At 39.9% G+C, this 24713-nt stretch carries 16 protein-coding genes; 2 read left to right on the top strand and 14 right to left on the bottom strand.

Annotated elements, in window-relative coordinates; translation table 11 throughout:
• Positions 1-192: 192 nt before the first annotated feature.
• The 10 genes from BLR84_RS21040 to uxuA all read right to left on the bottom strand — a co-directional run bounded on the left by BLR84_RS21040 (position 193) and on the right by uxuA (position 14573).
• Entirely contained in the window at positions 193-1707 is a 1515-nt protein-coding gene (locus tag BLR84_RS21040) for a SusD/RagB family nutrient-binding outer membrane lipoprotein (protein WP_090472078.1), read from the bottom strand.
• Between the two features lie 19 nt (positions 1708-1726).
• Complete coding sequence (locus BLR84_RS21035) at positions 1727-4876, bottom strand: SusC/RagA family TonB-linked outer membrane protein (RefSeq protein ID WP_090472076.1); 3150 nt, start codon at positions 4874-4876, stop codon at positions 1727-1729.
• 569 nt (positions 4877-5445) lie between these two features.
• The gene (locus tag BLR84_RS21030) at positions 5446-6027 is read right to left on the bottom strand and encodes a helix-turn-helix domain-containing protein (RefSeq protein ID WP_090472074.1); all 582 of its coding nucleotides are present in this window, start codon (positions 6025-6027) and stop codon (positions 5446-5448) included.
• A 340-nt stretch (positions 6028-6367) separates the two neighbouring features.
• Positions 6368-7255 carry an alkaline phosphatase gene (locus BLR84_RS21025; protein WP_090472072.1) on the bottom strand — a complete coding sequence of 296 codons (888 nt, stop codon included), beginning with the start codon at positions 7253-7255 and terminating at the stop codon, positions 6368-6370.
• Positions 7256-7274: 19 nt separating this feature from the next.
• The gene (locus BLR84_RS21020; protein WP_090472070.1) at positions 7275-8249 is read right to left on the bottom strand and encodes a metallophosphoesterase family protein; all 975 of its coding nucleotides are present in this window, start codon (positions 8247-8249) and stop codon (positions 7275-7277) included.
• 24 nt (positions 8250-8273) lie between these two features.
• A complete protein-coding gene (locus tag BLR84_RS21015; RefSeq protein WP_090472068.1) occupies positions 8274-9740 on the bottom strand; it encodes an alpha-L-fucosidase in 1467 nt (488 codons plus the stop codon).
• 20 nt (positions 9741-9760) lie between these two features.
• Entirely contained in the window at positions 9761-10858 is a 1098-nt protein-coding gene (locus BLR84_RS21010; protein ID WP_143013961.1) for an alkaline phosphatase family protein, read from the bottom strand.
• Positions 10859-10881: 23 nt separating this feature from the next.
• Positions 10882-11811, bottom strand: a complete 930-nt coding sequence (locus tag BLR84_RS21005) for a metallophosphoesterase family protein (RefSeq protein WP_090472063.1) — start codon at positions 11809-11811, stop codon at positions 10882-10884.
• A gap of 350 nt (positions 11812-12161) precedes the next feature.
• The gene (locus BLR84_RS21000) at positions 12162-13187 is read right to left on the bottom strand and encodes a glycoside hydrolase family 43 protein (RefSeq protein ID WP_090472061.1); all 1026 of its coding nucleotides are present in this window, start codon (positions 13185-13187) and stop codon (positions 12162-12164) included.
• Positions 13188-13370: 183 nt separating this feature from the next.
• Positions 13371-14573, bottom strand: coding sequence for a mannonate dehydratase (gene uxuA, locus BLR84_RS20995; protein ID WP_090472059.1), 1203 nt, complete (start codon positions 14571-14573; stop codon positions 13371-13373).
• Between the two features lie 172 nt (positions 14574-14745).
• On the opposite strand from uxuA, the gene BLR84_RS20990 reads away from it, so the two are divergent.
• The gene (locus BLR84_RS20990) at positions 14746-15777 is read left to right on the top strand and encodes a LacI family DNA-binding transcriptional regulator (RefSeq protein ID WP_090472057.1); all 1032 of its coding nucleotides are present in this window, start codon (positions 14746-14748) and stop codon (positions 15775-15777) included.
• Between the two features lie 21 nt (positions 15778-15798).
• Positions 15799-16545 carry an SDR family NAD(P)-dependent oxidoreductase gene (locus tag BLR84_RS20985; RefSeq protein WP_090472055.1) on the top strand — a complete coding sequence of 249 codons (747 nt, stop codon included), beginning with the start codon at positions 15799-15801 and terminating at the stop codon, positions 16543-16545.
• A gap of 87 nt (positions 16546-16632) precedes the next feature.
• Here the strand turns inward: BLR84_RS20985 and BLR84_RS20980 are convergent, their stop codons facing one another.
• From BLR84_RS20980 to BLR84_RS20965, 4 genes are all read right to left on the bottom strand, one after another.
• Positions 16633-19431, bottom strand: a complete 2799-nt coding sequence (locus BLR84_RS20980) for a glycosyl hydrolase 115 family protein (RefSeq protein ID WP_255367002.1) — start codon at positions 19429-19431, stop codon at positions 16633-16635.
• A gap of 95 nt (positions 19432-19526) precedes the next feature.
• Positions 19527-21152 carry a GH35 family beta-galactosidase gene (locus tag BLR84_RS20975; RefSeq protein ID WP_090472051.1) on the bottom strand — a complete coding sequence of 542 codons (1626 nt, stop codon included), beginning with the start codon at positions 21150-21152 and terminating at the stop codon, positions 19527-19529.
• Between the two features lie 100 nt (positions 21153-21252).
• Entirely contained in the window at positions 21253-22875 is a 1623-nt protein-coding gene (locus tag BLR84_RS20970; protein ID WP_090472049.1) for an endo-1,4-beta-xylanase, read from the bottom strand.
• A 23-nt stretch (positions 22876-22898) separates the two neighbouring features.
• A complete protein-coding gene (locus BLR84_RS20965) occupies positions 22899-24713 on the bottom strand; it encodes a RagB/SusD family nutrient uptake outer membrane protein (protein ID WP_090472047.1) in 1815 nt (604 codons plus the stop codon).

The raw sequence follows: 24713 nt of genomic DNA, 5'->3' as shown, positions 1-24713 counted from the left end.
GTTCAAATATAACTATTTTTTACAGAAAAGTAAACAAATACTAAACTTTTTGAAAATATTTTTCAACAGACTCTGCATACTTCTATAAAGACACGGTATAGACCCAATACTATTGTTTACTAATACTAAATATTAACATTAAGGACCGCATCCATGCGGCCCTTGATTAAATTAGCCAATCAACAGGACTCTTTATTTTATCTGCCAGGTAATACCATTTTGTGTATCAGCACCACTAAACTGGCTCTGAATAGCTGCTTTTACATTTACAGTATTTGTTGTGTACTCGCCGGTTGGATAAGCCCAACGCGTAGGGATCAAATTATTGTTGGCATTTTGCGGCCCTACATCAAATTTAGGCACTCCCATTCTGCGGTTGTTGTAATAGGCTTCTTTTCCGGAATTCTCAAAAAAAGCTACATACTTTTGTTCCAATATTTGCATAAGTCCGGCTGGTGTGTTTCCTATATAGGTGTTTTGTGCTTGAAATGTACTGATCGCAGCACTATTTACACCATAAAATTTCATTGATTCTGCGATACCCTGATTATAATAAGTAGCAGCGTCTCCTGGTATCCATCCCCTGTTTATCGCCTCAGCAATACTGAAATTTGTTTCGGATGCTCCTGTGTATACATAAGGAATACCGGATGGACTGGCTTCCCAATAAGAAAAGTTTATCTCACTCAACAAACCTGCTATAGACTGTGTTTTTTGAGTGGACTGCAGATCGCCGGTTTTTGCTCCTCTGAAAGAAGTAAATTCAGTTGCATAATTTGGATCACCGCTTGCCTTGGCCGAATCCGTAGGCAAGGCGATCACAAAGATGCGGGGATCTTTTGTTTTTTTAATAATATCAACATAGGTAGCCCCCAGAGTATTTCGCAGATCCTTATATAAAACTACGCCATTGCTTGGCCACAAAGGATAGTTATTAGATACATCCGAAGTATTATATACTAATTGAAAATTATCAGCATTGGTTAATATTAAGGGGTATTGCGACGGGTTACTGATTATACTGGCGAATTGCTGTTTGATATTTAAATCAGGTGTATCATCAGCTCTTTTACTTAAGCTGATCAATACCCGTAAGCGGAAAGAATTGATCAACTTCTGCCATTTAGAAAGATCGCCAGCATAAAAGAAATCACCATCAACTGTTGCATTATTTTTAACTAAAGGTGCTATCTGGTTATTAGCGTCATCCAGCAATTTTAAACATTGCATATAAACATCATGCTGACTATCATACTTTGGTGTAAAAATTTTACTGGTTGCCCCGTTCAGTGCCTCACTCATGGGAACATCACCAAACATGGTAGTTAAATTGACAAAAAAGTAAGCTCTGAAAAATTTGGCAAGAGCCAGGTAAGGCGCAGCCGCTGCTCCATTTTTTTGTGCTTCTATTTCCAGGCGACCAACATTTTGCAGATAAGTATAGTTAGTATAGCTACCTGTTATCCAATCATAATACTGCCCTCCGTAATAGGGTTCGTTTAATACCATAAATTGGTTATTCCGCTGATCTTGCCCCCAAGGGCCCTCAGATTGCACAAGATCCAATAAAATACCTGTGAAAACTAACTTTGGCGGCGCGTTTACAATAGCCGAGGGATCTTTTCGTAAATCATCAAACTTTTTGCATGACAATTGGGCCATACTTAAAATAAGTAATAAAAGGCCTGTTATATTTCTTGCTTTCATGTTGTTGCTTATTAATATCTTAAAATGTGGCGTTTAAATTCAAGCCGATGCTTTTAACCGTTGGTGTTTGCAGATTGGTAGAGCTGGAGGTAAACTGATCCAGATCCATATTTTGCGTACCTTTTCCGGTGAGGTACAATAAGTTCCTGGCTACAAAAGAAACACTGGCCGTTTTTATAAACCGGGTACGATCAAGCAGGTTTTTCGAGAAATTATAGCTTAATATAACCTCTCTGAGTTTAACATATGTTGCGCTCCTGGTAATCTCATAATCTGCGGTGTAAAAGTTACTGGCCCAGTTTTCATAAAGAACCGGCACATTATTAGGGGCAAAAAACCGTGTGTCCGAAATCACTTTTCCATCCTGGTCGGTACTTAATAGACCACTTACGATCTTCTGCCCATTGGTCATCACGGTACCTTTCCAATTTGGATTATTGCGATTATTCCAATCAGCCAAACGTTGCGGCGAATCTGATCCCGGCGCTACACCCGCCTGCCATTGTTTATAATCAACATAGTTTTGAACCTTACCACCAAAACGACCATCTAACTGGAAGCTCAGGCTAAAAGCTTTATACTTGAAGGTGTTGTTAATGCCGGCAACAAAATTATTGTCTGTATAACCTACTTTAGTTTGATAAGGATTTTTAGCCGGCAATCCATTTGATTTTACAATGATGTTACCCTGTGAATCTCTTTGAAAATCATAGATATAATAACTATCTGCCCTGTCACCCAATTTGATCATACCATTACGGGTCTGTACACCATCAATCTTATCAAGCCATTTGTGATTGAAGGCCCAGTTACCTGCTATGTTCCATGAAAAACTGGCTGTTTTTATGGGAGTTCCGTCAATAGTCAATTCCGCTCCTTTACGGGTATAGGTGTAAGCATTCTGTTGATAAGAGGTAACACCGGAGGTAGGTGATTCGGCAACATTTACAATTCCAGGACCTTCTATATTATGAAAATAGGCAGCATCAAAACCTAAGCGGCTATTTAAAAAGCGAGCCTCTAAACCTACTTCGGATGTTTTTACACGCGCGGCTTGTATATCTCCGTTATAAAGCGTACTACTATAATTAACCCCGGTATTGTTATTCCACCGTAGAGAGTTTGTTGTGTATGTAGGTATCTGCTTGTAAATATCATACTGATTATTTTCATCCACTACGTCGCGGGCAATATTGGCATAAGATCCTCTTGCCTTTAAATAAGATATAGCTTTGGGTAAGTGAATAAACTCAGATAATACAACACTCAAAGAAGCTGAGGGATAAAAATAAGTGTCATGACTTGCCGGCAAAGTAGACGATTTATCAAAACGCCCGGTTAGGTTTAGATAAACATAAGTTTTGTAATTCAAATCGATCAAACCATACGCACTGTTTACCTGACGCTGGGCAAAATAGTTTTTAGGCACAGAGGGCAGAACAGAATTGCTTAAAGTATATACACCCGGCACTAATAAGCCACCGTTTGTACTGGCATCGGTTTCCTGAACATTAACGGTGCGTATATTGGCAAAAACCGATGTTTTATATCCAAATGACCTGAACTTATCGGCGTAACTTAAAGAAGCCTGTGTATTGTTTTCCCAAAATTTCGAATTTTGGTTTATGTAACCACCAATCTGATTATAACTGCCATATTGGTAAAAATTCCCTGAAACCGGAATATTAACGGCATAGTTTTTTGACCAGGTACTTACATCCGTGCGTAAGTTAAATTTTAGTTTATCGGTTATATCATAATCCATCTGTACGTGCCCATATAGGTCGTCCTTTTTATAGATCTGCAAATTTTCATAGGCTACAAACCAGGGGTTATTATAGATAGTATATTCGTTTGAGTATTGCTGAATACCTACTTTGCCAGGCTGCCAGTAGTTCCGCAGATCCCGCACATCGTAATTCGCACTACCCCAAACCGTCATCAAATAAACGGGGCTTGCCGGGCCATATCCGGCAACCGGATAATTTGGTGAAATTTGCCTATCGTAGTTAATACCAGCTTCAAACCGCACTTTTTTGCTTGCGTTTATTGTTCCATTAACAGAAAAGTTTGTAATATTTAACTGCGTATTAGGTATTGTACCACGTTGGTAAATATCAGAAACCGACATCCTCAGATTACCAAGATCGCTTTGCGTTGCAATTGCCACGTTATTGGTGCTTATTAATCCATTTTGCAAAAAATTTGCAAGATTGTCCTTCCCTCTTGCCAGCCAAGGTATAGGCACCAGTTCACCGGTTTTGGGATCAACAGGACTATTATATTGCGGGATCAGCTGACCTTCAAATCTGGGCCCCCAAATAAAGTAATCATTATCATTGGTGCCGCCGCCTTTACCGTCTTTAAACGCATAATCAAAATTATCGCCAGGACCGTAGCTGGTTTGTATTTTGGGAATAGCATTATATCCAAGCTGTAACTGCGTGCTGGAATTAAACTCGACAGATAATGCTTTCTGCTTAGAGCCCGTACCTTTTTTAGTTGTAATAATAATGGCACCGTTGGCTCCCCTGCTACCATACAAGGCAGCTGCGTTTGCACCTTTTAATACGGAATAGCTTTCAATATCATCCCCGCTCAGATTCCAGGAATCTGTACTGATCGGTGTGCCATCTACCACAAAAAGTACACCTGTTTGACCACGAAGAGAAATTCCCGGATTTCCAAAAAGATTCGAACTTGGTGTAACCAGTAAACCCGCGACTTTTCCGGTTAATGAAATTACGGGGTTCGGTTCTCTGGCTTTGGTTAATGCATCCCCTTTTACTTCCTGGATTGCATAACCCACCGCTCTTTTATCTTTTTTGATACCAAGAGCCGTAACCACTACTTCATTGAGGTTTTTGGAATCAGTCTTCAACAAAACAGTTAGGGAACCTTTACCTTCAATTTTTACCAACTGGGTTAGATAGCCGAGCGATTTAAACTCCAAAATATCTCCGGTATTTGCCGTGATTCTGAATCCGCCCTTTAAATCACACGCGGTACTCTTCCCTGTTGATTTATTGCTTACAACCGCTCCTGGAACAGGCCCTGACTGATCAGAAACTTTTCCTTCAATCGTACTTTGAGCATGAACTACACCCAAAGTCAGCAACCATACTACTACCAGGAGCAGGCCGTGCTTTAATAAGTAAAAATTCTTCATTTCTAAATAGTTTAAATTTCAGTTTTTGTTTAGTATTTGTACAATTATAATCATTATTTGTAAACAAAAAGTAAATAAATATTAAACTTTTTCTCATGAAAAATTATTTCAACAGGAACTAAATCGTTTTGCAAGCACGTTTGTTGATAATTTCTAAAACAAACATATACAACTGTAAATTAATGAATTATGAATAAAAAATTTACACAAACGTTTGCGTAAATTATCATCAAGCCATCAGAATGCTCATTTAACAGCTACTAAACAATTGATTAATTGTTTATAAATACTAAATAAATACAGCGATTAAAAAAATCAAGAAATTTTCACCACTTTTCAGATAAAATACACCATGCTAAATGCAGTAAATTATAGTCTTGAGAAGTGCTTTTTTTTAAAGAAAAGCAGGCATTGAAGATATTGTAGATACAAACTGGGTGGAATAATGACTGAAATAACCGCCAAGGTTTTCGCTTTTTACACCCAGCTTAGGGTAGAGGTATAAAAAAGCCCCGTATTTAAATACGGGGCCCTCTCTTATATCATTTGATTATTGGTTAACGTACCGATCAATCGTTGGAGATGAAATAATAAACTACCAGCATAATAGCTTCAGAATCGCCAATATTAGATAGGTTGTGCCCCAGGCGCCCGTCAAAGAAGATAGAATCCCCTTCTTCTAAAATATAACTTTTATCTTCTATCAGGTACTCAATTCTCCCTTTGATCAGATATTTATATTCAAAGGCATCGGTAACAACCATTTTATTACGACGGGCTCCCTTTTTTAGCTCTAACAAAACAAAATCAACAGGACCGCCTTGTATGTTGCGCGTGAGCATCCGCTGATAACTGAAGCCCTTAGAGGCCTCTTTTTGTATTGGGCTATATTCTGATGAGCGAATAACGAATACTTTTTCCTGATGGCCTTTGGAAGAGAGGTCTTTAAAAAACTCGGTCAGATCTAGATTTAACGATTGAACGATATTCATTAATACCGGAAGTGAAGGTATTGTACGGTTATTTTCAATCTGGGATATCAATCCTTTACTAACACCAGCCTTGTCTGCCAGTTCCTGAATGGTTATGCGTTTGTCTTTTCTTATTTCTTTTAACCGGTAGCTGATCTTCAGGATAATATCGTCTTGCATAGTTATTACTTTCGATCAAAAGTAATCAAAATTTTACTATGATACTCGTTACGCTATACAGGAAAGAGGGCAAACGCATCCAAATTTATTTTGACCGATTTAACCCTGCAACTTATTCAAATAGCAACACAGGCAATTCAGGCGAAATTAAAAAAAATCAATAATGAGCCTGCAAAATCATGGTTTACACTGTAAACCGTTTTTTCATGACAAAATAAAAGTAATTAATTGATTATAAGATAATTAAATAAGTTTTAACTATAAAAAGTGTAAACCATGTTAACCCACTTTTTAGCAAAATGGTGCCCGTTCAAACAGTATGCGCTATGAAGCGGCTCGCTTAATTAAACCCATCAGTCACAGGCTTTCCGCGCCAGCTTTGTGGCATTTTCAATCCAAACACCCAGGCTATGGTAGCGGCTGTATCGTAGGTAATGATCACATCTTTTATTTCGTGATTCTTTTTAATGCCTGGGCCGTTTATTATCCAGGGTATCTGTATCTCATCCAATGATTTACCACCATGCCCTTTATTGATCCCCCCGTGATCGGCTGTTACAATAATAATGGTTTCGTTTTCTATGCCTGCATCTTTCACAGCCTGAACAATTTTACCGATCCGGATATCTACCTTTTGCAACTCTTCATAATAGGCCGGGGTGCGATGCCCTATATTATGTCCCACCCCATCTGGCTGACTAACATGGATGAATGTAAAAAGAGGCTTTTCTCTTTTAATGACACTCACGGTTGTATCAACACAAAAATCATCTCCTGCATCACCACCCGGTATTACTATATTGATAGCATCTTTTTCAATCAGTGGAGCAATGCCTCCCCAGCTATAAATCGCTGCAGTTTTCGCGGCGGGCTTCTGATCGCGAATAACACTAAAAATGGTTGGAAAAATACCATACTTAGTTGTTGTGACAGAAGGAATTTCAGGAACTTTGCTATTCCATTCTGTATACCCATGTTCTGTTATTCCTGCTCCCATTAACATAGACGCCCAGTTATCAGCACTCGAAGAAGGCATCACGCATCTTGCCTTTAACGACCATGAACCTGTTTCCATCAAATGTTTTAAGTTGGGCATTTTAGCGTCGGCGACTGCGTAAGCGCCAAAACCGTCGCAACCAATCAGCACTATGTGTTTTACATGTTTAACCTGGGCATTCAACTGTAAAGCAGAGCCTAATAAACAAAAGGCAATAAGTAATCTTTTCATTTAGAGTTATGGTTAATATTTATGAATTTATTTTGATCTTCCTGTCGGAAATAAAAGGCACTATTGGATAGATATAGTCAATCAGGTTAACTCCCAATTTCTCTGGAGACGATCCAACAAAAACCGATTGCCTGCCTTTTATATTAATCGTTCCTTTCTGATCTATCTCCACCATAGCCCATAGCGGGTCTTTATAGGGTATCGTATATTTTACCGCCGGCTTAGCTTTGTCAACAGCTTCAGAGTAACGGATCTCTTTGTATTTATCTCCTAACCATTGGTACGAGGCACTATTTATCTGCACATAGTGTATACCGTTAACTTGATTATAATAATCCTGATGGTGATGACCACTCAGTACCAATATGACTTTTTGTTTGTTCTTTTGATTGGCTTGTTCAAGCGTGTAGCGCATCAGTGTACCATTCTCCAATCCTCCGGCATCATTATCCAAACCCTGGTGGCAGCAAATAATGGTAGGCAAGATTGTTTCATCCAGATCTTTTTTTAACCACTCCAATTGGGTTACCGAAATAAAACGCGCGTATCCAGGCGGCCTATCTGACGATGGATTATGCTCGTTACCATCCAAAACCACAAAGTGAAAGCCATTGGCGTCAAAAGAATAGTATTTCGCCTTTGCTTTCCAGAATTCCACAACCTGATCACGCGTGAACCCTCCATCAGTGTCATGATTTCCAATCACATGATAAGCTGGCCCCTGGAATTTGGCCCATACATCCATCAATGGCAGATTTTCCCTTTTGGGAAAACAAAGATCACCCATCTGAATAATAAACTCCGGCTTTTCAACATTCATAACATCAATAAAAGCGGATAAACGATCCAATCCATCGTATATCAAATCATGGTGCAGATCGGCAATAACACCAAATCTGATCTTTTTATTGGAAGGTTGCAATTGCGGATAACGAGCCAGTAACAATGCGCTTCCGGCAATGCTGCTTTTTGTTATAAATTCTTTTCTGTCCATATATATTGATATCAATAATCTTATTTACAGTATACTTATTGCATAGGCATATTGGCTTTTATATTTTACCGGGCTAAACACAGGAAAGGTTAAGAGTATATTACTACCCTCTTGCTTCCATTTTATCACCTCCCCCGTTTCCATAAGTTTAATCACCGCACCACTTTTCAACTGCATATCCTTTATTATAAAATGATTATTAACCGGCCATTTTGGTAAAATGGCAAATACTTCTTTTGTAGTTGGATTTTTGGTAAAGAAACATTCTTTTACAGCATAGCCTAGGTCGGGATCAACAGTTAGCTTGAGCATAAAATCACCGTTTGCCTTAAAATCACCTTCAATTCTTTTGGGTTTATAGTTTCTTTTACCTTCGCTCCATTGACATGGCCTTATCCATTTACGGGTGTTATAGATAGCTCTCCCATTTATTTTAAGCCAGTCACCCATCTGCAACAACCGTTCCTGCATAATTGGCGGAATCTTCCCCGAGGCATCAGGACCAATATCAAGCAACAGATTTCCACCCCGGCTTACCAGGTCACTTAATAGCAGGACCAAAACCTGCGGAGAATTGTAATCCCAGGCATCCTCCATTTTGTTATAGCTGTATGAAAAGCCAATGCCTCTACTTTCCTCAAAATAATGATCGCCAAATTCCATGTCAGGCTGATATTCGGGCGTATAGACACTTCCATGCTTAAATCTTATACCTTTCCCATAGCGGTCATAAGTAACTATATCTTTTTTTACAGCACTTTCATTATATAACCAGCTCAAAAATTCGGTGGCATGCCAGGTAGTATCGCTATCCTCCCAATCGCCATCTGTCCAGAAAACCGCTGGTTTATACCGTTCTATCAGGTCTTTTGCCTGAGGAATTGCATGTTGCAATACATACTGCTCGGGATTTGATTTATACAATGGGTTAAACCATTCATACCATGAAAAATATACACCAGCCTTTACGGAGGTTTTATGCAAGGCACTAAAAAGGTCGCCCAAAAGATCCCGTTTCGGTCCCACATCCATTGCAGTCCAGGGAAGACCCCAAACCTCATTAGCGTATTTATTTGGCCACCAACAAAACCCATCATGATGTTTAGCTACCGGAATCACATATTTAGCTCCCGATTTTTCAATAAGCTGAGCCCATTTATCGGGTTTAAACAATTCGGCTTTAAAGTCTTTTGCCAAATCATAATAGGTTTTATCTCCAAATACTTGTTTATGGTATTTGGCCACATCTCCATTAAAAGCATTCGTTTGCAGCCAATACTGATACCATTCGGCATATTGCCCCTTGGGCGCATAAGCCGGTACGGAGTACACCCCCCAGGTAATAAAAATACCAAACTTGGCATCCTTGAACCATTCCGGAACAGGACGTTTGTCAAGACTGTTCCAATTAGCTTTGTATCCCTGCGCATTTACCCCTGGCGGCATCAGGGGCATTAAAACAACTAAAATAAAAAGCGTTTTTAATTTCATGGGTATTATACAAACTGAGTTTATTTCACTACGCTGTCTATCACCTCACCAATAGGATTTACCGATGTAAAATTAAAGCCCAATAATTTGGCTATAGTTTTCGCATATTGATCCTGATAAATCTGCCCACCGTTTTTCACCTCGCCTAAAGGTTTAATTTTAGGTCCGATAGTCATTAACCAGGTATCATTGGCATGTGGAATACTTGCGCCATGACTTGTCCATTGCTTTCCTTCTCCCCGCCCATGATCGGGCATCACTATAATGGTGGTATTGTTTTTATAAAAGGGATCTTTTTGTATGTAGTTCCACAAACTGCTGATCATCGCGTCAATATTGTGGATGGCGTCTAAGTATAGATCATAATTGCCGCCGTGAGCATGGTCGTCGGTATCGGCCAGATCAAGGTAAACCACTTTCGGGTGCTTAGCCGCAATATATGATTTAGCAAGTGCGTATGTAGTGGCATCCAAACGTTCTCCATCACCCCATATCTGAGGCTCGTAATGTTGAATTTCATTAGCCAATTTTTCAGCTTCAGTAAGATTATCTCCTTTGATATCTTCAAACGGATTATTGACCATTAAACCATTACGGTTACGATTAATGATCCGAGCTACAGCATCCCATGATGCAAAAGCTACAACTCTACCTTTATATCCTTTTTGCTGATCAATAAATTCCAATACATTCTTATTGGGATTGTCAGGATAATCGTTGGAGTTAACTTTAGGATCTGCATAACCTGTTAAGTTTTCGTTTCGCCCCGGATATGAAAACCAATATGGATTTTTAACATTTACCAGACTACCTAAATCACGGTTGCCATACAATTGCCCGTCTTTTGCAAAAACACCCCATACAAATGGCATCAGCTTAACTCTTCGTTCCTGTTGATCCTCGCTCCAATATTTTTTTATTCGTTGGATAGAATCCTGGGAATTATACTTTTTGTTTAGGATCAGCGCTTTTTCGGCACCCTGGAAAACCTCATGCCATCGCAAGCCATCTATGGATACAATAATAATATTTCCGGCCTTGTCGGAAGTAGCTTTCTGGGCAAAAACAGTTATGCCAGTTAGCATTAAAACGAGTAATGAGAGGGATAGCTTTTTCATTTCAATTAGGTTTATATTTTCAATTATCTGGCTTCGTATTTAATGTATTGATCATCAAAACTGCCGTCACTATACAAGTTTAATATGGAGTACCCCGGCACCGTTTGTTTATAGGAGCTCTTACCATCGTCACCGGGCTCCCACCAAAAACCACTGATTGCTCCATTACATAAATAACTTACATCATTATACCACACTTTGTCTAACAAGTGAATATGCCCGCTCAAACAAATTTTGATATTCTTATTTTTGTTAAACACGTCAATAAACTTCATAATATCCAGATGATTATAACTACCACTCACTTTAAACGGGCCAATAAAATCGGGTTTATTATCGGTGATACCGGTGCAGCTTAAAAGTGGGTAGTGTGACATGATTAACGTGGGTTTGCCGTTGTTGGCCTGCACATCCTTTACAAACCAGTTCCATTGATCATCATCAAGCATACCCGGGCTTTTTGGATGGTTACTATCCAACATAATAAAATGCCATCCGTTTTTATCGAAGCTGTAATAGCTGTTATTTAAACCCAGCATTTTAAGCACCCCTGGTTTGCCGAAGAGCTCATCTCCTTTACCCTGCCACCACATGTCATGATTTCCAAGAACACTATACATTGGAACTTCTTTAATTAAGGATACGCTATCCTTCCAACAGTTCCATAGTTCAACCACACGTTCCTTCTTAATATCGTCATAATCGGCTGCATATATGGAATCTCCACCGTTCAGTATTAAATCAACCTTATCTTTTTTGATCATTTCTAAACATTTTTTGAAACGAGCTACAGCATTATACTCAGGCCGTATATGCACATCGGTAATGTGCGCTATTTTCAAAACCTTTTTCTTTTTTTGCTCTGGATTGGTTGATGATGCCACAACAACGTTGCTTAACGCCGCTGCTCCGGTAGCCAGTCCGATCTTTTTGATTAGATCCCGTCTTTTCATATGATGTGCCTTACTAAATGTTTGGTTTATTGATGTCAAATATAAATACTAAACAACAAGTTTACAAATACTACACAAATTAATCTATTTTGGTAATTTATTTAACATTGGTAAACTTTCGCTCGCATAAGCTTTATACTTCAAAAGCACAGTTATCAAAAAAGCAGCTTCAAGGAGCTGCTTTTAGAGAATTCATCATTATTGATTTTGAATAGTATTGATAAGATTATAGCTCCAGGCTATCTAATAAGGATAATAAACGTCTTATATCGATAATTAAGCTTGATGAAATAGTATTATAGCTTTAATGGTCGATAAGTTATATTATGAAAAGCATTTTTAAGATTTTGTTATATAAAAGGATCGATCAGCTTAATTGAACCATCCGCATTATGTTGTAACGTTGTTACTTTTACATTTCTTAGATGTGTTTTTCCTGATAGTTCTGTATCATGATAAAAAATGTACCATTTTCCTTTAAATTCAATAATAGAATGATGTGTTGTCCAGCCTTGTACTGGTTTCATAAAAATGCCTTTGTAAACAAATGGCCCCCATGGATTATTCCCTATCGCATAGGCCAAAAAATGAGTATCTCCTGTTGAATAGGTGAAATAATACTTCCCATGATATTTATGCATCCATGATCCTTCAAAAAAACGCCGGTTATGATCATTAGTTTTTAAAGGCTTACCCAGGCTATCTACAATTATCACATCTCTTACTTTCCCGTTAAATTCCAGCATGTTATTTTTCAGCTTTACGACTTTGCAACTTAAAGCAGGTTCGTCATCATGCATTAGATCTGTTTTTGAACCATTTGCATCATATTTTCCTGTGGCCCAGCGTTGCAATTGCCCACCCCAAATACCACCAAAGTACATATAAGTACTACCATCAGTATCAGTAAATACAGCCGGATCAATGCTAAAACTACCGGGGATTGGATGAGGCTCCGCCTTAAACGGCCCCGCAGGATTTTTTGACATGGCCACGCCTATTCTGAATACATCATGCTTGTCTTTAACCGGGAAATACAAATAATAAATTCCGTTTTTGTAGGCTGCGTCAGGTGCCCATAATTGTCGACCTGCCCAGGGAATATTTTTAATGTCCAACGCAATACCGTGATCGGTTACCGGCCCATCTATTTTATTCATTGATAAAATATGATAATCCCTCATGGCAAAATGGTCACCATTGTCATTTTCAGGTATACCAGCATCTATATCATGCGATGGATATATATATATTTTCCCATTAAAAACATGTGCTGACGGATCGGCCGTATAAATCGACTTAATAAGGGGTGCAGAAAGATATCTCGGCTTACTTCCCGCATCACTTTGGGCTTTTACCTTATATCCGTGTAGCATACATAATGCTAATAATAAGATATATATCTTTTTCCTTAGAATAGTCTGTCTCTGCATCATGAGTGAAATTAGAAGTTCCCTATTGGTATAGTCGGTTTATTTTGATCTTTATGCAATCGATTGTAAATATAAAAACCTTTATCAATTTTCCAAAAAGACCGCATGTTATTTACGCGGATTCATTTATTCTTTTGTTGTCAGCAACGTTCTTTTAATACCCAGTTCGAGCCCTCTTAATTCGGCAAGTCCTTTCAACCTACCAATTACTGAATATCCGGGATAGGTATTGTAATTACAATCGTCCAATATCTTGTGCCCGTGATCAGGACGCATAGGAATAGCGATATCTTCCCTGCCTGCTTTTTCTCTTTGTATCTGTTCATGAACAATACTTTTCATCACCTGATACATATCTGTACTACCAGCTAAATGTTCGGCTTCGTAAAAACTACCATCAGTCTCCCGTTCAACATTCCGGAGATGCAAAAAGTGAATATGCTGCCCTAATCGTGCAATAATACCCGGTATATTATTATCCGCCCGCGCTCCTAATGAACCCGTACATAAAGTTATCCCATTACTAACAGAGGGACAGGAATTTACAATATCTTGCAGATCACTTTCTGTTGCGGCTACCCTTGGTAGTCCAAGTATCGAAAATGGAGGATCATCTGGATGAATACACATCTTGATACCGGCTTCTTCCGCAGATGGGATAATGGCGCGTAAAAAATAAAACAGGTTGTTTTTTAAGGCAACGCCATCTATTTCATGATATTTTTTCAAATACTCTTTAAATTGCTCAACGGTAAATACCTCATCAGTACCGGGTAAACCCGCAAGAATAGTATTAGTTAGCAGTTCCTTTTCTTGACCACTTAAACTATCCAAGTATTTTTTTGCAGCAACCTGCCGTGTTGATGAAAACTCTTTAAAAGCGTCCTCACGTTCCAGAATATAAAGATCAAATGCAGCCAATGCTGATGCCTCATATCGCAATACTGATGCATTATTGGCAAGCTTGTAATCAAGATGAGTGCGTGTCCAGTCTAACACGGGCATAAAATTGTAGCAAACAATATTAATTCCGGCATTTGCAATATTTTTCAATGTAGTTATATAATTTTCTATATACCCCTCCCGCTCGGGCAGCCCCAGCTTTATACTCTCATGAATATTTACACTCTCCACGACCGACCACCTGAAGCCGGCGTTCTTTATCATATTATTACGCTTATTGATCTCAGCCAGGCTCCATACGTCACCACACGGCACATGATGCAAAGCCGAAACAATACCAACTGCGCCGGTTTGCTTTATAGCCTGCAAGCTTACAGGATCTGATGGGCCAAACCATCTGAAAGTTTGTTCTAAATCAGGAATCATACTTGTTATTTCTGTGGTTGATCAAAAGTCTTCTCTTTAGTTTTTAAGTCTCTTCTAAAGACCAAGACATCATAAAGCAAATGTAATATTTGTGCAATCGATTGTATAATTTTTTTACAGCATCGCATTAATTTTCTATATTTATCAATCTTTACAAAAAACAATATACTACATGACCGGCGGCGAAAAAGAAATAACCATTTACGATATAGCCGATAAATTGCATATCTCCGCTGCTACAGTAAGCAGGGCTCTTAAGGATCATCCACGGGTTAGTAAAAAAACTAAAAAGCTAGTTATTAAAACAGCGACCGAAATGGGTTATCGATCTAATTCATTTGCCAGTAATTTACGCCGTAAAAGCAGCAATATCATTGGCTTGATCGTACCCAGGCTAAACAGCAATTTTATGGCAGATGTAATTGCCGGCATGGAGAAAGTTCTGAATAACAATAACTATAACCTGATCATCAGTCAATCGTTGGAAACCGTACAAAAGGAGATCAGTAATGCCAATGCCATGTTGGTTAACCGGGTTGACGGGCTGTTGGTTTCACTGGCTTATGACACCACCAATATTGACCATTTTGAACCTTTTATAAAACGAAATGTACCTGTGATATTCTTCGACCGGGTTTTTGACCACGACGGATGTCCGCAAATATATATTGACAATTATAAAGCTGCTTATGAAATTACCACGCATTTAATAAAACAAGGTTGTAAACGTATAATACATATTACAGCGAGCCAGCTGCGTAAAGTTTATGCCGAAAGATTTGCAGGCTATAAAAAGGCATTGGAAGACAACAATATCAAATTTGAGACGGACCTGGTTATCATTAACGACCTGAGCAGCGAGGCTGGTATCACATCGGCGCAGCAAATATTAAAAATGCATCCCCTGCCCGATGGCGTTTTTTCGGCTAATGATAATTGCGCGATAACCTGTATGCAAACATTAAAAAAAGAAGGTATAGCGATCCCGGAGGATATTGCCTTTGCAGGCTTTAATAACGACCCATCAGCCGTAGTGGTTGAACCTAATTTGACTACCGTAAACTATAAAGGCTACGAAATGGGCGAAGTAGCCGCCAAATTAATGATAGATAACCTTATCAATAAGGACGTTTTTCATCCGGCTCACAGCTTGATATTAAGATCAGAGATGATTATCCGGGAGTCGTCTCTCCGAAGGCCATAAGCCCTCCTATTTATATCACTAATGAAAACAAAAACCAAACTTGCAGTAGTTACAGGCGGCGCCTCTGGCTTGGGCCTGGCAACTACAAAAAAATTTATTGAAAACAATATAAAAACTATCATTATTGGACGCGACGAAAAAAAGTTGCAGACTGCTTCTGACATTTTTGGGCATCTTTGCGATTATAAGGTTTGTGATCTGAGTGATCTTTCCGGTATACCTGCGCTGGTTGATGAGATCACTGCAGAATTTGGCACCCCGGATATCCTGGTAAACAATGCGGGTATCAATATGAAAAAGCCGTACACCGAGGTTACTGATCAGGATTTTCAGAGTATTATACAAACCAATCTCACCTCAGTATTTGTGTTAAGTCGCGAGGTTGTTGCAAAAATGATTGCGGTGGGAACTGGTTGCATTATTAATATCAGTTCAATGGCGTCACAATATGGTATTCCATATGTAATTGCCTATACTGCAAGCAAATCCGCAATTGAAGGAATGACAAGGGCTATGGCCACAGAACTTTCCCCGCAAGGAATACGCGTAAATTGTGTAGCACCGGGATTTATCGCTACCGATATGTCGGCCAAAGCGCTTAATAACGACCCTGAAAGAAAAAGCAAAGTATTTTCGCGCACACCCATGGGTAAATTAGGTGATCCGGAAGATATTGCCGATGCTGTGCTATATCTTTCATCCGATGCTGCCCGCTATATTACCGGGGTGATATTACCCGTTGATGGTGGAAATTCCATTGGTTTCTAAACGCACACCAGCCCTAAAAAAGGGGATATAAACGTTTAAATACTATGTTTATATCCCCTTTTGTGATCCGGAATTTTGATAAGAATATCAGCGTCCCGGTGGCCCCAAGTAACTCTCTTTTAATCCGCCGGCATCAATAACCAGTTTTTGTAGTGCCACACCAGCATCAACCATCCAGTATTTTAAGGCATGAACCCCAGCTTTGGCAATGTGATGTTTGGTGATCAGCGTTTTGATATTATTGGTCACATCCATACCCCACGCCTGCGGCGACTCGTCCCGGTTAATATTGACCATTTGAGGTTGTTCATCATCGATCGAAATAGCATAATATAAACCCTGTTGATTTTTAAAATCCAGAGTTGGCGAAATATATGCCTGTACCGATATAGAGCCGGTATCTTTTAAGCTGATGCTGTATTCCAGATGAGGACTGTTACCACCTGGCTGTACCCTTGCTGCTGTAACCGGCCAGGGTGTTATACCCGATAAAGTACGACCGTAATCAGGTATCTCCATCCAACTAACCTGCGGCGATTTTATAGCTTTTGTGTAATGCGCTGCTTCAATAGCTATATAGCCATTGTTTTGATTAAATACAGATTTATTATCCTGTTCGTTATTTATCGTTATCGGGATAGTGACATCTCCATTTGGTCCTTTAACCATTACCTGAGCATGACTGACTCCCTTAGGTGCCATGGTCCAGTTTACATTAAACCACACTCTTTGCTGTTCGTCAATATGCGCTGTCTTTGGCTGAATATTTAAATAAGCCACAGGTGATGTAATGACATAATCAAAGGGGGCTTTACCCCGGTTAAATACTTCTATGTAACTGTCTGTTTTTTCCCAGGGATAAAACCCGGGCATTGCTACCGTTGTTTCTTTAGCCAACCAGAATTTATCGGAACCCGGTATAGAAACCCCCATTTGCGCTGCTTCGGGTAAGGTAATTTCTTGTATTGCGGGCATCTTATTAGAGTCTGGTTGTTGCCAATAGGTATAGCCAATATGGGTTTGATCCATCATATGAACCCACTTCCCGTTGGCTAATGTTGTATTATAATAATGCGATATCTTTTTATCATTTGCATATAAGGCTTTTACTTTCTCGGCTGTAGTATTAGTGGCGGCTCTCCCTTGTCCGGCATACCATTTGTTTTTTGCCACCTCATAATACATTTGATTCAGGTTGGCGCAAGCCTGAATTGGGTGTAAAACCAATTCATAAAATGCATCTTTATAGTTTGCAGGTATTTTGGCAGAAAGACTTTCAGCATCCAATCTTAATTGATTGTAATCCTTTACTACGTTTTCAAACTCGTTATAATTTGTAAGACTGTAAGTATCCTGATCAAGCTGCTCTGGTTTTCGCCTGCCATTATATTGGGTGTATAAGGTTAATATTCTGGCTATTTCTTTTGCATACTGTGCACCAAATTGTTGTTTTGCCCAATCAATCGTATACGTATTTAAACTGTTGGCAGGCCATTTATCCGGGGCCCACGCGTAATCTAAAAAAAAGCTGATCGGAAACTCCATAGGTTTAAGATCACCCACATTAACAATCCATATTTGCTTGGCGTTATACTCATAAGCCAGATGCATTTGCTCCCATGCTTTGGATATAGGATTGGTATTTAACCATTTGTAATTACGAGGATCGCCTACGTAATCGAAATGATAGTATATACCGTACCCTCCGTTACGCGACTTTTCACCAAGCTTTGGAAGTTTGCGGATATTACCCCAATTGTCATCACACAAAAGCAAAGTAACATCATCGGGCACACGCATGCCTTTATCGTAATATGCCTGTACCTCTTTGTACAGGGCCCACATTTGTGGAGTTTGCGAAGCTGGTTTACCAGTTACTTCGGCTATGATTTTACGCTGATCACGTACTATGTTCTCAAGCAGTGTTATATTACTACCTTCGGTCATGGGCATATCACCATCGCCTCGCATACCAACAGTAACAATAGTTTCTTTAGTCCTCATATTTTGTATCCCTTTTCTCCAGAAATCCTGAAGCACGGATTTATTCTCTTCATAATTCCAAGGGCCCTTTCCATAACGTTTCCACTCCTGCTGCGCCCTATCCATAGGCTCATGATGAGAGGTACCCATTACTACTCCATATTCATCGGCCAAAACGGGATTTAGTTTATCGTCATCATTAAAAGCATTGCCCCACATGGCTGGCCATAAATAATTACCCTTTAGCCGTAAAATGAGCTCAAAAACTTTCTCATACACCTGATGATTCAACCCGCCAAATTTTTCTTTTGCCCACCCTGAAAAAGCAGGCGCTTCATCATTTATGAAAATCCCCCTGTACTTTACAGCGGGTTCACCATCGGTATAACTACCCGGCATTACATACAAACTTTTCTGTTTTTTTACAGGCACATCGGCCCACCAGTACCAGGGAGAAACCCCTATTTGTGATGAAACATCATAAATACCAAAGATGGTACCCCTTTTATCGCTGCCCGCAATCACGAACGCCCTGTCAACGCCCGGAAATGGCTTTTGCACTACCTGTATCAGGTAAGTCTCCCATTTACCCGAAATAGCTGAAACATTGAGCTTCTTTTTCGTAACCAATTCATCTATTTGCCGGTTTTTGCCTAAAGTACCAATCAGTACCAATTGCTTAACCCCATTTATATCGGTTGACAATGCAGGCGAAGTTTTGGTTACTGCATGGATATCACCTATAAAGCTTTTTACCGCACGTAATACACCTGGATATTCATCTGCCCCGGTATATATAGGGCTAGCGTTACCATTTGCTGCCAACATAAAATACCCCTGACCATCATTATGCGCTATGTACAGCTTATGCCCGGGCGACTGTGCATAAATAAACAATGGCAAAAAAACGAAAATTATAAAGAGAATGATTTTCCTGATAAACTTCATAGCGTAGTATGTGATAAATAAACCATTAGGCGGTTTTATAAATTACTGATTTAATAAGTATATAGCCTGACATGCTGAATGCTGTAATCATTAACAGCAACGCGAATATGCCTCCCCTGATGATCTTGATCTCCATTCATCCGTCTCTGGTTTATCCAGGTGTTATTTTCAAAATACCCTTCATCAACACTTATGAAACCAGCTCTTTTTTCAGTTGAAACTGGTTCAAAAGCAACAACAACGCCAGTTCCAGCCACGTAATATTCTGATGGGGCAACCTCAATAACAATGGCACCCGTTTGAGGCCATACAGAATCTTTCGCCTGAGCCGACCATCCCAGCTTATACTCATGAGTGATGGTCAGTATATAGTCTCCCAGGGTTATTTTTTGTTCCTGGTTGTCCTTATCAAATAAAAATCCCCTCACTTTATCAAGCGGCTGATATTTTGTAATTAATGGCAACAACTGACCGACAATATGATATGCCTTACCAATGGGTTCATTTTCGGGTTTTTCTGTCGATTCGATGGAAAATGGTGAAAAGGATATGCAATTATAGTTTCCAAAAGCAAAAAAAACTTTAGCATCTACTCCCTGCTCAAAACGTATTTCGGGGATCAATAAAGGATTTGAAGAACGGGTATACAGATCGCTCCAATGTTTAAAATCGGGGTTGTAAAAATCGGGCGCCAATATATCTATAGCCGGAGCACCAGCTTTCCATACATCTGCTACCTGCGGCAATGGCCCCGCACTTGGGTATTCGCCTGGCTTTTTGCCTGGTCTGTTCAAAGCAGCGTTGATATACATGGGCAAATTATAAACCTGTTTACCTGCAGAAGCAATTTCATTTACATAAATGGCATAATACCAGGCCATAAATAGCTCGTCCGTAACTAAACTTTTCCCGAAAACATCTCCCCAGTTACCGTTTGTCTTAAAATTATTTTTGGCCCAGATATCTTTGGTTTCGGGTAACAGTTTACTTTTATTATCCTTTAAATAACTCAACAGTTTACCAGGCACAGGCTGTTCAAAAGCAGCACTTGCGGGTTTCTCATAGCTGCGGGCATCAGGAAGCATACCTATTTCATTTTCCACCTGGATCATGATAACCGTATGTTGTACCCCATCAAAGTTTTTCAGATGCTCCATCAGCTTTACAAAAGCACGCTTATCGGCCATCATGTTATTTTTACTAAAAGGGCTCAATATTTCCTGCTTCACCTCCGACTTTGCTTCGGCCCGTGGAAAACGTGACTGATCTGTTTTAACCCATTCAGGCACATAACATGACATACTATTTTTCCAGCTGCCAAACCATAACAGCACTAGCTTGATCCGGTTACTCCTGGCGTTTAAAATCAGGTCATCGATCAATGAATAGTTAAATTTTCCTTCCTGTGGTTCCATTAACTCCCAATACACCGGAGCATAAATGGTATTCAGGTTCATTTTTTTGAGCTTTGGCCAGATAGGTTTCATATAAGCTGTATCAGACGCACTTGAATTACCCAATTCTCCACCTAAGATCAGATAAGGCTTATTATCAACCAAAAGCTGGGTAGTATTCCTCGTTTTTATTAAATGCGGAGTAAAATCAGCTGTCGACTGAGCCATTGAAGTCGAAATATTCAACGTTAATAGTCCGATGATCAAAAGGAATGCTTTCATGAAATATTTTAAATATAGATTATTGGTTAAATCTCTAAAAACGACTACCTTATACAGGCAACCGTTTTTAGAGATCTACAGATCAGCTTAAACAAATATACTACTGCCCTTTTAAAGCCTGAATTGCAGCCCCGTAAGCAGGTTTTTTCTTGCCGTTATTATCAAATAACAATGGTGCATCGTTCAGTTTTTGTTGTGTTACTATCCAGCTGTTTTTGTCAATTTCACCCCAAATAGTAACACCATAACGTTGTATTGCAGGTACATTTTTCAAGTAGGATTGTATGATGTACTTATACATGCCTGCTTGCAAATTATAAAGCGTAGGCGACGATGAAACGTCTATTACCTTATTGCCAGGGTTTAGTTTTACATCCAGTTCAGAGATACGCACTTTTAACCCAGTTGCAGCCAGTTTTTTGAACATGTTGTCAATATCGTTATATGAACTATTGATACTACTATGCATTTGTGTGCCAATACCATGAATGGGGACGTTTGCCGCTTTTAACTCATTAACAATTTTAATTAAACTATCAACCTTGGCCGAACCCGCTTCCAGGTTATAATCATTGATAAATAATAGCGCTGTTGGATCTGCCTGACTGGCGTAAGTAAAGGCCTTAGCTATATATCCCCTACCTAAATACTGTCCCCAATAAAAGGTGTCACTTGCATCGGTACCTGCCACATAAGGGCCAACCCGTAAGCTACCATCGTCCTTAACAGGCTCATTGACCACATCCCAGGCATGCACCTTATCTTTAAAATGGCTTACCATCCCGGTGATAAAGGTTTGCAAAGCTGTGTTGACTTTGGCAGCAACCTCGTCGGCGGGTAATGGTGTCGATAAACTTGCATCCGTTACGGTGATATCATCCAGAAAATAGGTATTGGCTTTCAGGCCGATATCTATCAGGATCCTGGTTTGAGCATCTTTGGCCACGATGGGCCAGGTTACCTGCGTCCAGGTGGTGCTGGTGGTTTGGTCGCCTTCATATTGGGCCGTTGGTTGAGTTGAAAAGCGTACCGATCCGCCGGCATTAGTCGACTTTATCCAGAAAGATACATTATAAGTTTTTCCGACCGTGGTATTGAACAGATCACTGGCTAATTGTACCTTGTACTGCGCACCGGGATTATCTGTAGTATTTACCACTTTTAATGCCCTGGTACCGCCATGTATTTCACCGGATACCTTTGTTTCGTTGAATGACGAAGCCCCGTTATAAGCACTCCAGTTGGTAAATGTACTTCCGCTACCCAATTCAAAATCACCGTTGAGTAATAGGTTCGGTATTGTGTTACCCGCACTTCCCGGAACCAGGGAACGAAGGTAGGTACCATTTTGATTTTGATACCACGCCAACGTATGTCCATAAACCTGTAAACCGGCAGCATTGGCATTACTTACCAAAGCATCGGCACGTGTAAAATCTAAAGTGCCATCATTTTTTACGATGGCTGCATGTTTCATGGTATAGCCAAAGGTCACCATGCTGGCCTCACGGGTAACAATATTCCTGTCGCCATAGGTATTGGCGATAAAATCATAGTCGATAGCCATACCAATGGGCAGGTTTGATGCCGCTTTCAGTGTACCGGATGTATCTGAATAGGTATTGGCGATGGTGCTGTTTGCGCCATTGTAGTATTGTTTTTTGCAGGCGCAAGTAAAAGTTGCTATTAACAATAAGCCAGGTATAATAAGTTTCTTTTTCATAATTGGTCTTCTTTAAACAATGATTAATAGTATCCTGGATTTTGGTATTTATTCCTGTTTGGGTCGCCGTTGGGGTCAACTACGCTGTTGATCTGATCCTGGGGGATCGGCCTGATATTATTGAAGGCCGCAACATGCCCCGCCCCATCGGGATTATATTTCTGCACGCGATCAATCAGCTTATTCCGTATAGCCAGATCTGGCCAACGGATACACTCCCCACAAAGCTCTCTGGTACGTTCGTCCAATATAAAATCAAGGTTGATCTGTGAAGCGGTGACTTGCATTACGGCTACCCGTGCGGTCAGATCGGCGGCAGATAATCCAGGGCGATAGGCCGCGCGTGTGCGCAATACATTGATGAGCGTAACAGCATCGTCAACATGCCCGGTTTGCATAGCGGCCTCAGCGGCGGTCAAATAAACTTCCGAAAGCTTGGAAACAATAAATGGCCTACCTGATACATCCTGAAAGTTGGCTCGTAAGCTATCATCATACTTTTTAAGGTTAGGATATTGAAAACTGAGTTTAGTTTGATTGTTATACCACTTGCTTGGGGGAACAATCAGATATTTTTTTCCGGCGGCCACCAGTTGAGCAGCCCTGGCATCTGTTGGCGGCAGATAGATAGCTGTATCACCTATCTTAAAACCAACAGATGCCAGACTACTAACATAAGTTTGTAGTGCCGCACCTGTCCGCACTGTAGCAACACGCCACATTACACGGAATGAATTATCATAACGGCTATCATTAAACTTATCGGCAAAAGCCACGTTAGAAACATAAGGAGTTGGCGTAAGCTCTCGCAGCGGACGGCCATATTGCAGCGGACGATCATCAATTAATGTTACACCACCAACACTTGCTACGTTTTGGTATAGACAATTAAAAAGGTTATTGGCAATATTTACTTTGTTGGCAAAATCTGTACTTGGGTTTAGGTCTTCGTTAGCCGAATTATTAAGTGGAAGACGTTCAACTGAATACAGTATTTCTTTATTATAATCGTTCCCTTGTTTATGCACTTGTCCAAAATCCTGTAGAAGATCAGCTCCATACTTACCCTTGTTATTAATAAGTTCCATTGCAGTGGTATATGCACTACCAAAGTCAGTACTTTCTTTTACGGCCGAGTATGCCCTGAATAAATAAACCTTGGACAATAAATGGAGTGCCGCGGCTTGTGATAATTTAAAGGCATTTGATGGACGCTGAACAGGTAAATTCTGGGAAGCATAAGTCAGATCAGCGATCATGGATTGATAATCTTTTTTTAAGATATCATTAAAAGGCAAGCGGTTAAAACCATAGTAAGGTACATTGGTAAACTGCAGATCGCCTGAGCCTAAGTCAACCGGAACTGCGCCAAAGTTTTCAACCAATAACAGGTAAAGATGTGCCCTTAAGTACCTCGCTTCAGCCATCATTACATTCCTGGTAGCATCACTCATGGCTACACCTGGCGCAAATTTCAATATGGCATTACAAAGGTTTATACCATTATAATTCCTGTTCCAGGGAGTTAATATGGCGCCATTCGTTGTAGGGATCTGGTAAGTACCCAGTTCCAGGAATTGGCCCGAACTGGCAACCTGATCACCAAAAGTAAATTCATCGGTACCTACATTTCCCAAAGCCAATGCACCAACAGGCCCAAAATCATACCGCATATTGGCATAGACAGCGTTCACCGCAGCCTGTAAACCGTCAGCAGATTTATAATAATCTGTTGTAAAGGCAGTATAAGGATGCTCCTCGAGCGATTTTTTGCAACTACTGCCCCATAATGTGGTTATCAGCAGAAGCACTATATATGTCGAATATTTTAATTTCAT

This window comes from Mucilaginibacter sp. OK268, from assembly GCF_900103125.1.
GTDB lineage: Bacteria > Bacteroidota > Bacteroidia > Sphingobacteriales > Sphingobacteriaceae > Mucilaginibacter.
This window is presented reverse-complemented; position numbering and strand designations above follow the sequence as displayed.

What these genes read in the sequence shown, in the direction of transcription:
- BLR84_RS21035 (WP_090472076.1), bottom strand. Translation starts at nt 4,876, where the DNA reads ATGAAGAATTTTTACTTATTAAAGCACGGCCTGCTCCTGGTAGTAGTA.
- BLR84_RS21020 (WP_090472070.1), bottom strand. Translation starts at nt 8,249, where the DNA reads ATGGACAGAAAAGAATTTATAACAAAAAGCAGCATTGCCGGAAGCGCA.
- BLR84_RS20965 (WP_090472047.1), bottom strand. Translation starts at nt 24,713, where the DNA reads ATGAAATTAAAATATTCGACATATATAGTGCTTCTGCTGATAACCACA.
- BLR84_RS21000 (WP_090472061.1), bottom strand. Translation starts at nt 13,187, where the DNA reads ATGCTACACGGATATAAGGTAAAAGCCCAAAGTGATGCGGGAAGTAAG.
- BLR84_RS20990 (WP_090472057.1), top strand. Translation starts at nt 14,746, where the DNA reads ATGACCGGCGGCGAAAAAGAAATAACCATTTACGATATAGCCGATAAA.
- BLR84_RS21005 (WP_090472063.1), bottom strand. Translation starts at nt 11,811, where the DNA reads ATGAAAAGACGGGATCTAATCAAAAAGATCGGACTGGCTACCGGAGCA.
- BLR84_RS20975 (WP_090472051.1), bottom strand. Translation starts at nt 21,152, where the DNA reads ATGAAAGCATTCCTTTTGATCATCGGACTATTAACGTTGAATATTTCG.
- BLR84_RS21030 (WP_090472074.1), bottom strand. Translation starts at nt 6,027, where the DNA reads ATGCAAGACGATATTATCCTGAAGATCAGCTACCGGTTAAAAGAAATA.
- BLR84_RS20985 (WP_090472055.1), top strand. Translation starts at nt 15,799, where the DNA reads ATGAAAACAAAAACCAAACTTGCAGTAGTTACAGGCGGCGCCTCTGGC.
- uxuA (WP_090472059.1), bottom strand. Translation starts at nt 14,573, where the DNA reads ATGATTCCTGATTTAGAACAAACTTTCAGATGGTTTGGCCCATCAGAT.
- BLR84_RS21010 (WP_143013961.1), bottom strand. Translation starts at nt 10,858, where the DNA reads ATGAAAAAGCTATCCCTCTCATTACTCGTTTTAATGCTAACTGGCATA.
- BLR84_RS21025 (WP_090472072.1), bottom strand. Translation starts at nt 7,255, where the DNA reads ATGAAAAGATTACTTATTGCCTTTTGTTTATTAGGCTCTGCTTTACAG.
- BLR84_RS20970 (WP_090472049.1), bottom strand. Translation starts at nt 22,875, where the DNA reads ATGAAAAAGAAACTTATTATACCTGGCTTATTGTTAATAGCAACTTTT.
- BLR84_RS21040 (WP_090472078.1), bottom strand. Translation starts at nt 1,707, where the DNA reads ATGAAAGCAAGAAATATAACAGGCCTTTTATTACTTATTTTAAGTATG.
- BLR84_RS21015 (WP_090472068.1), bottom strand. Translation starts at nt 9,740, where the DNA reads ATGAAATTAAAAACGCTTTTTATTTTAGTTGTTTTAATGCCCCTGATG.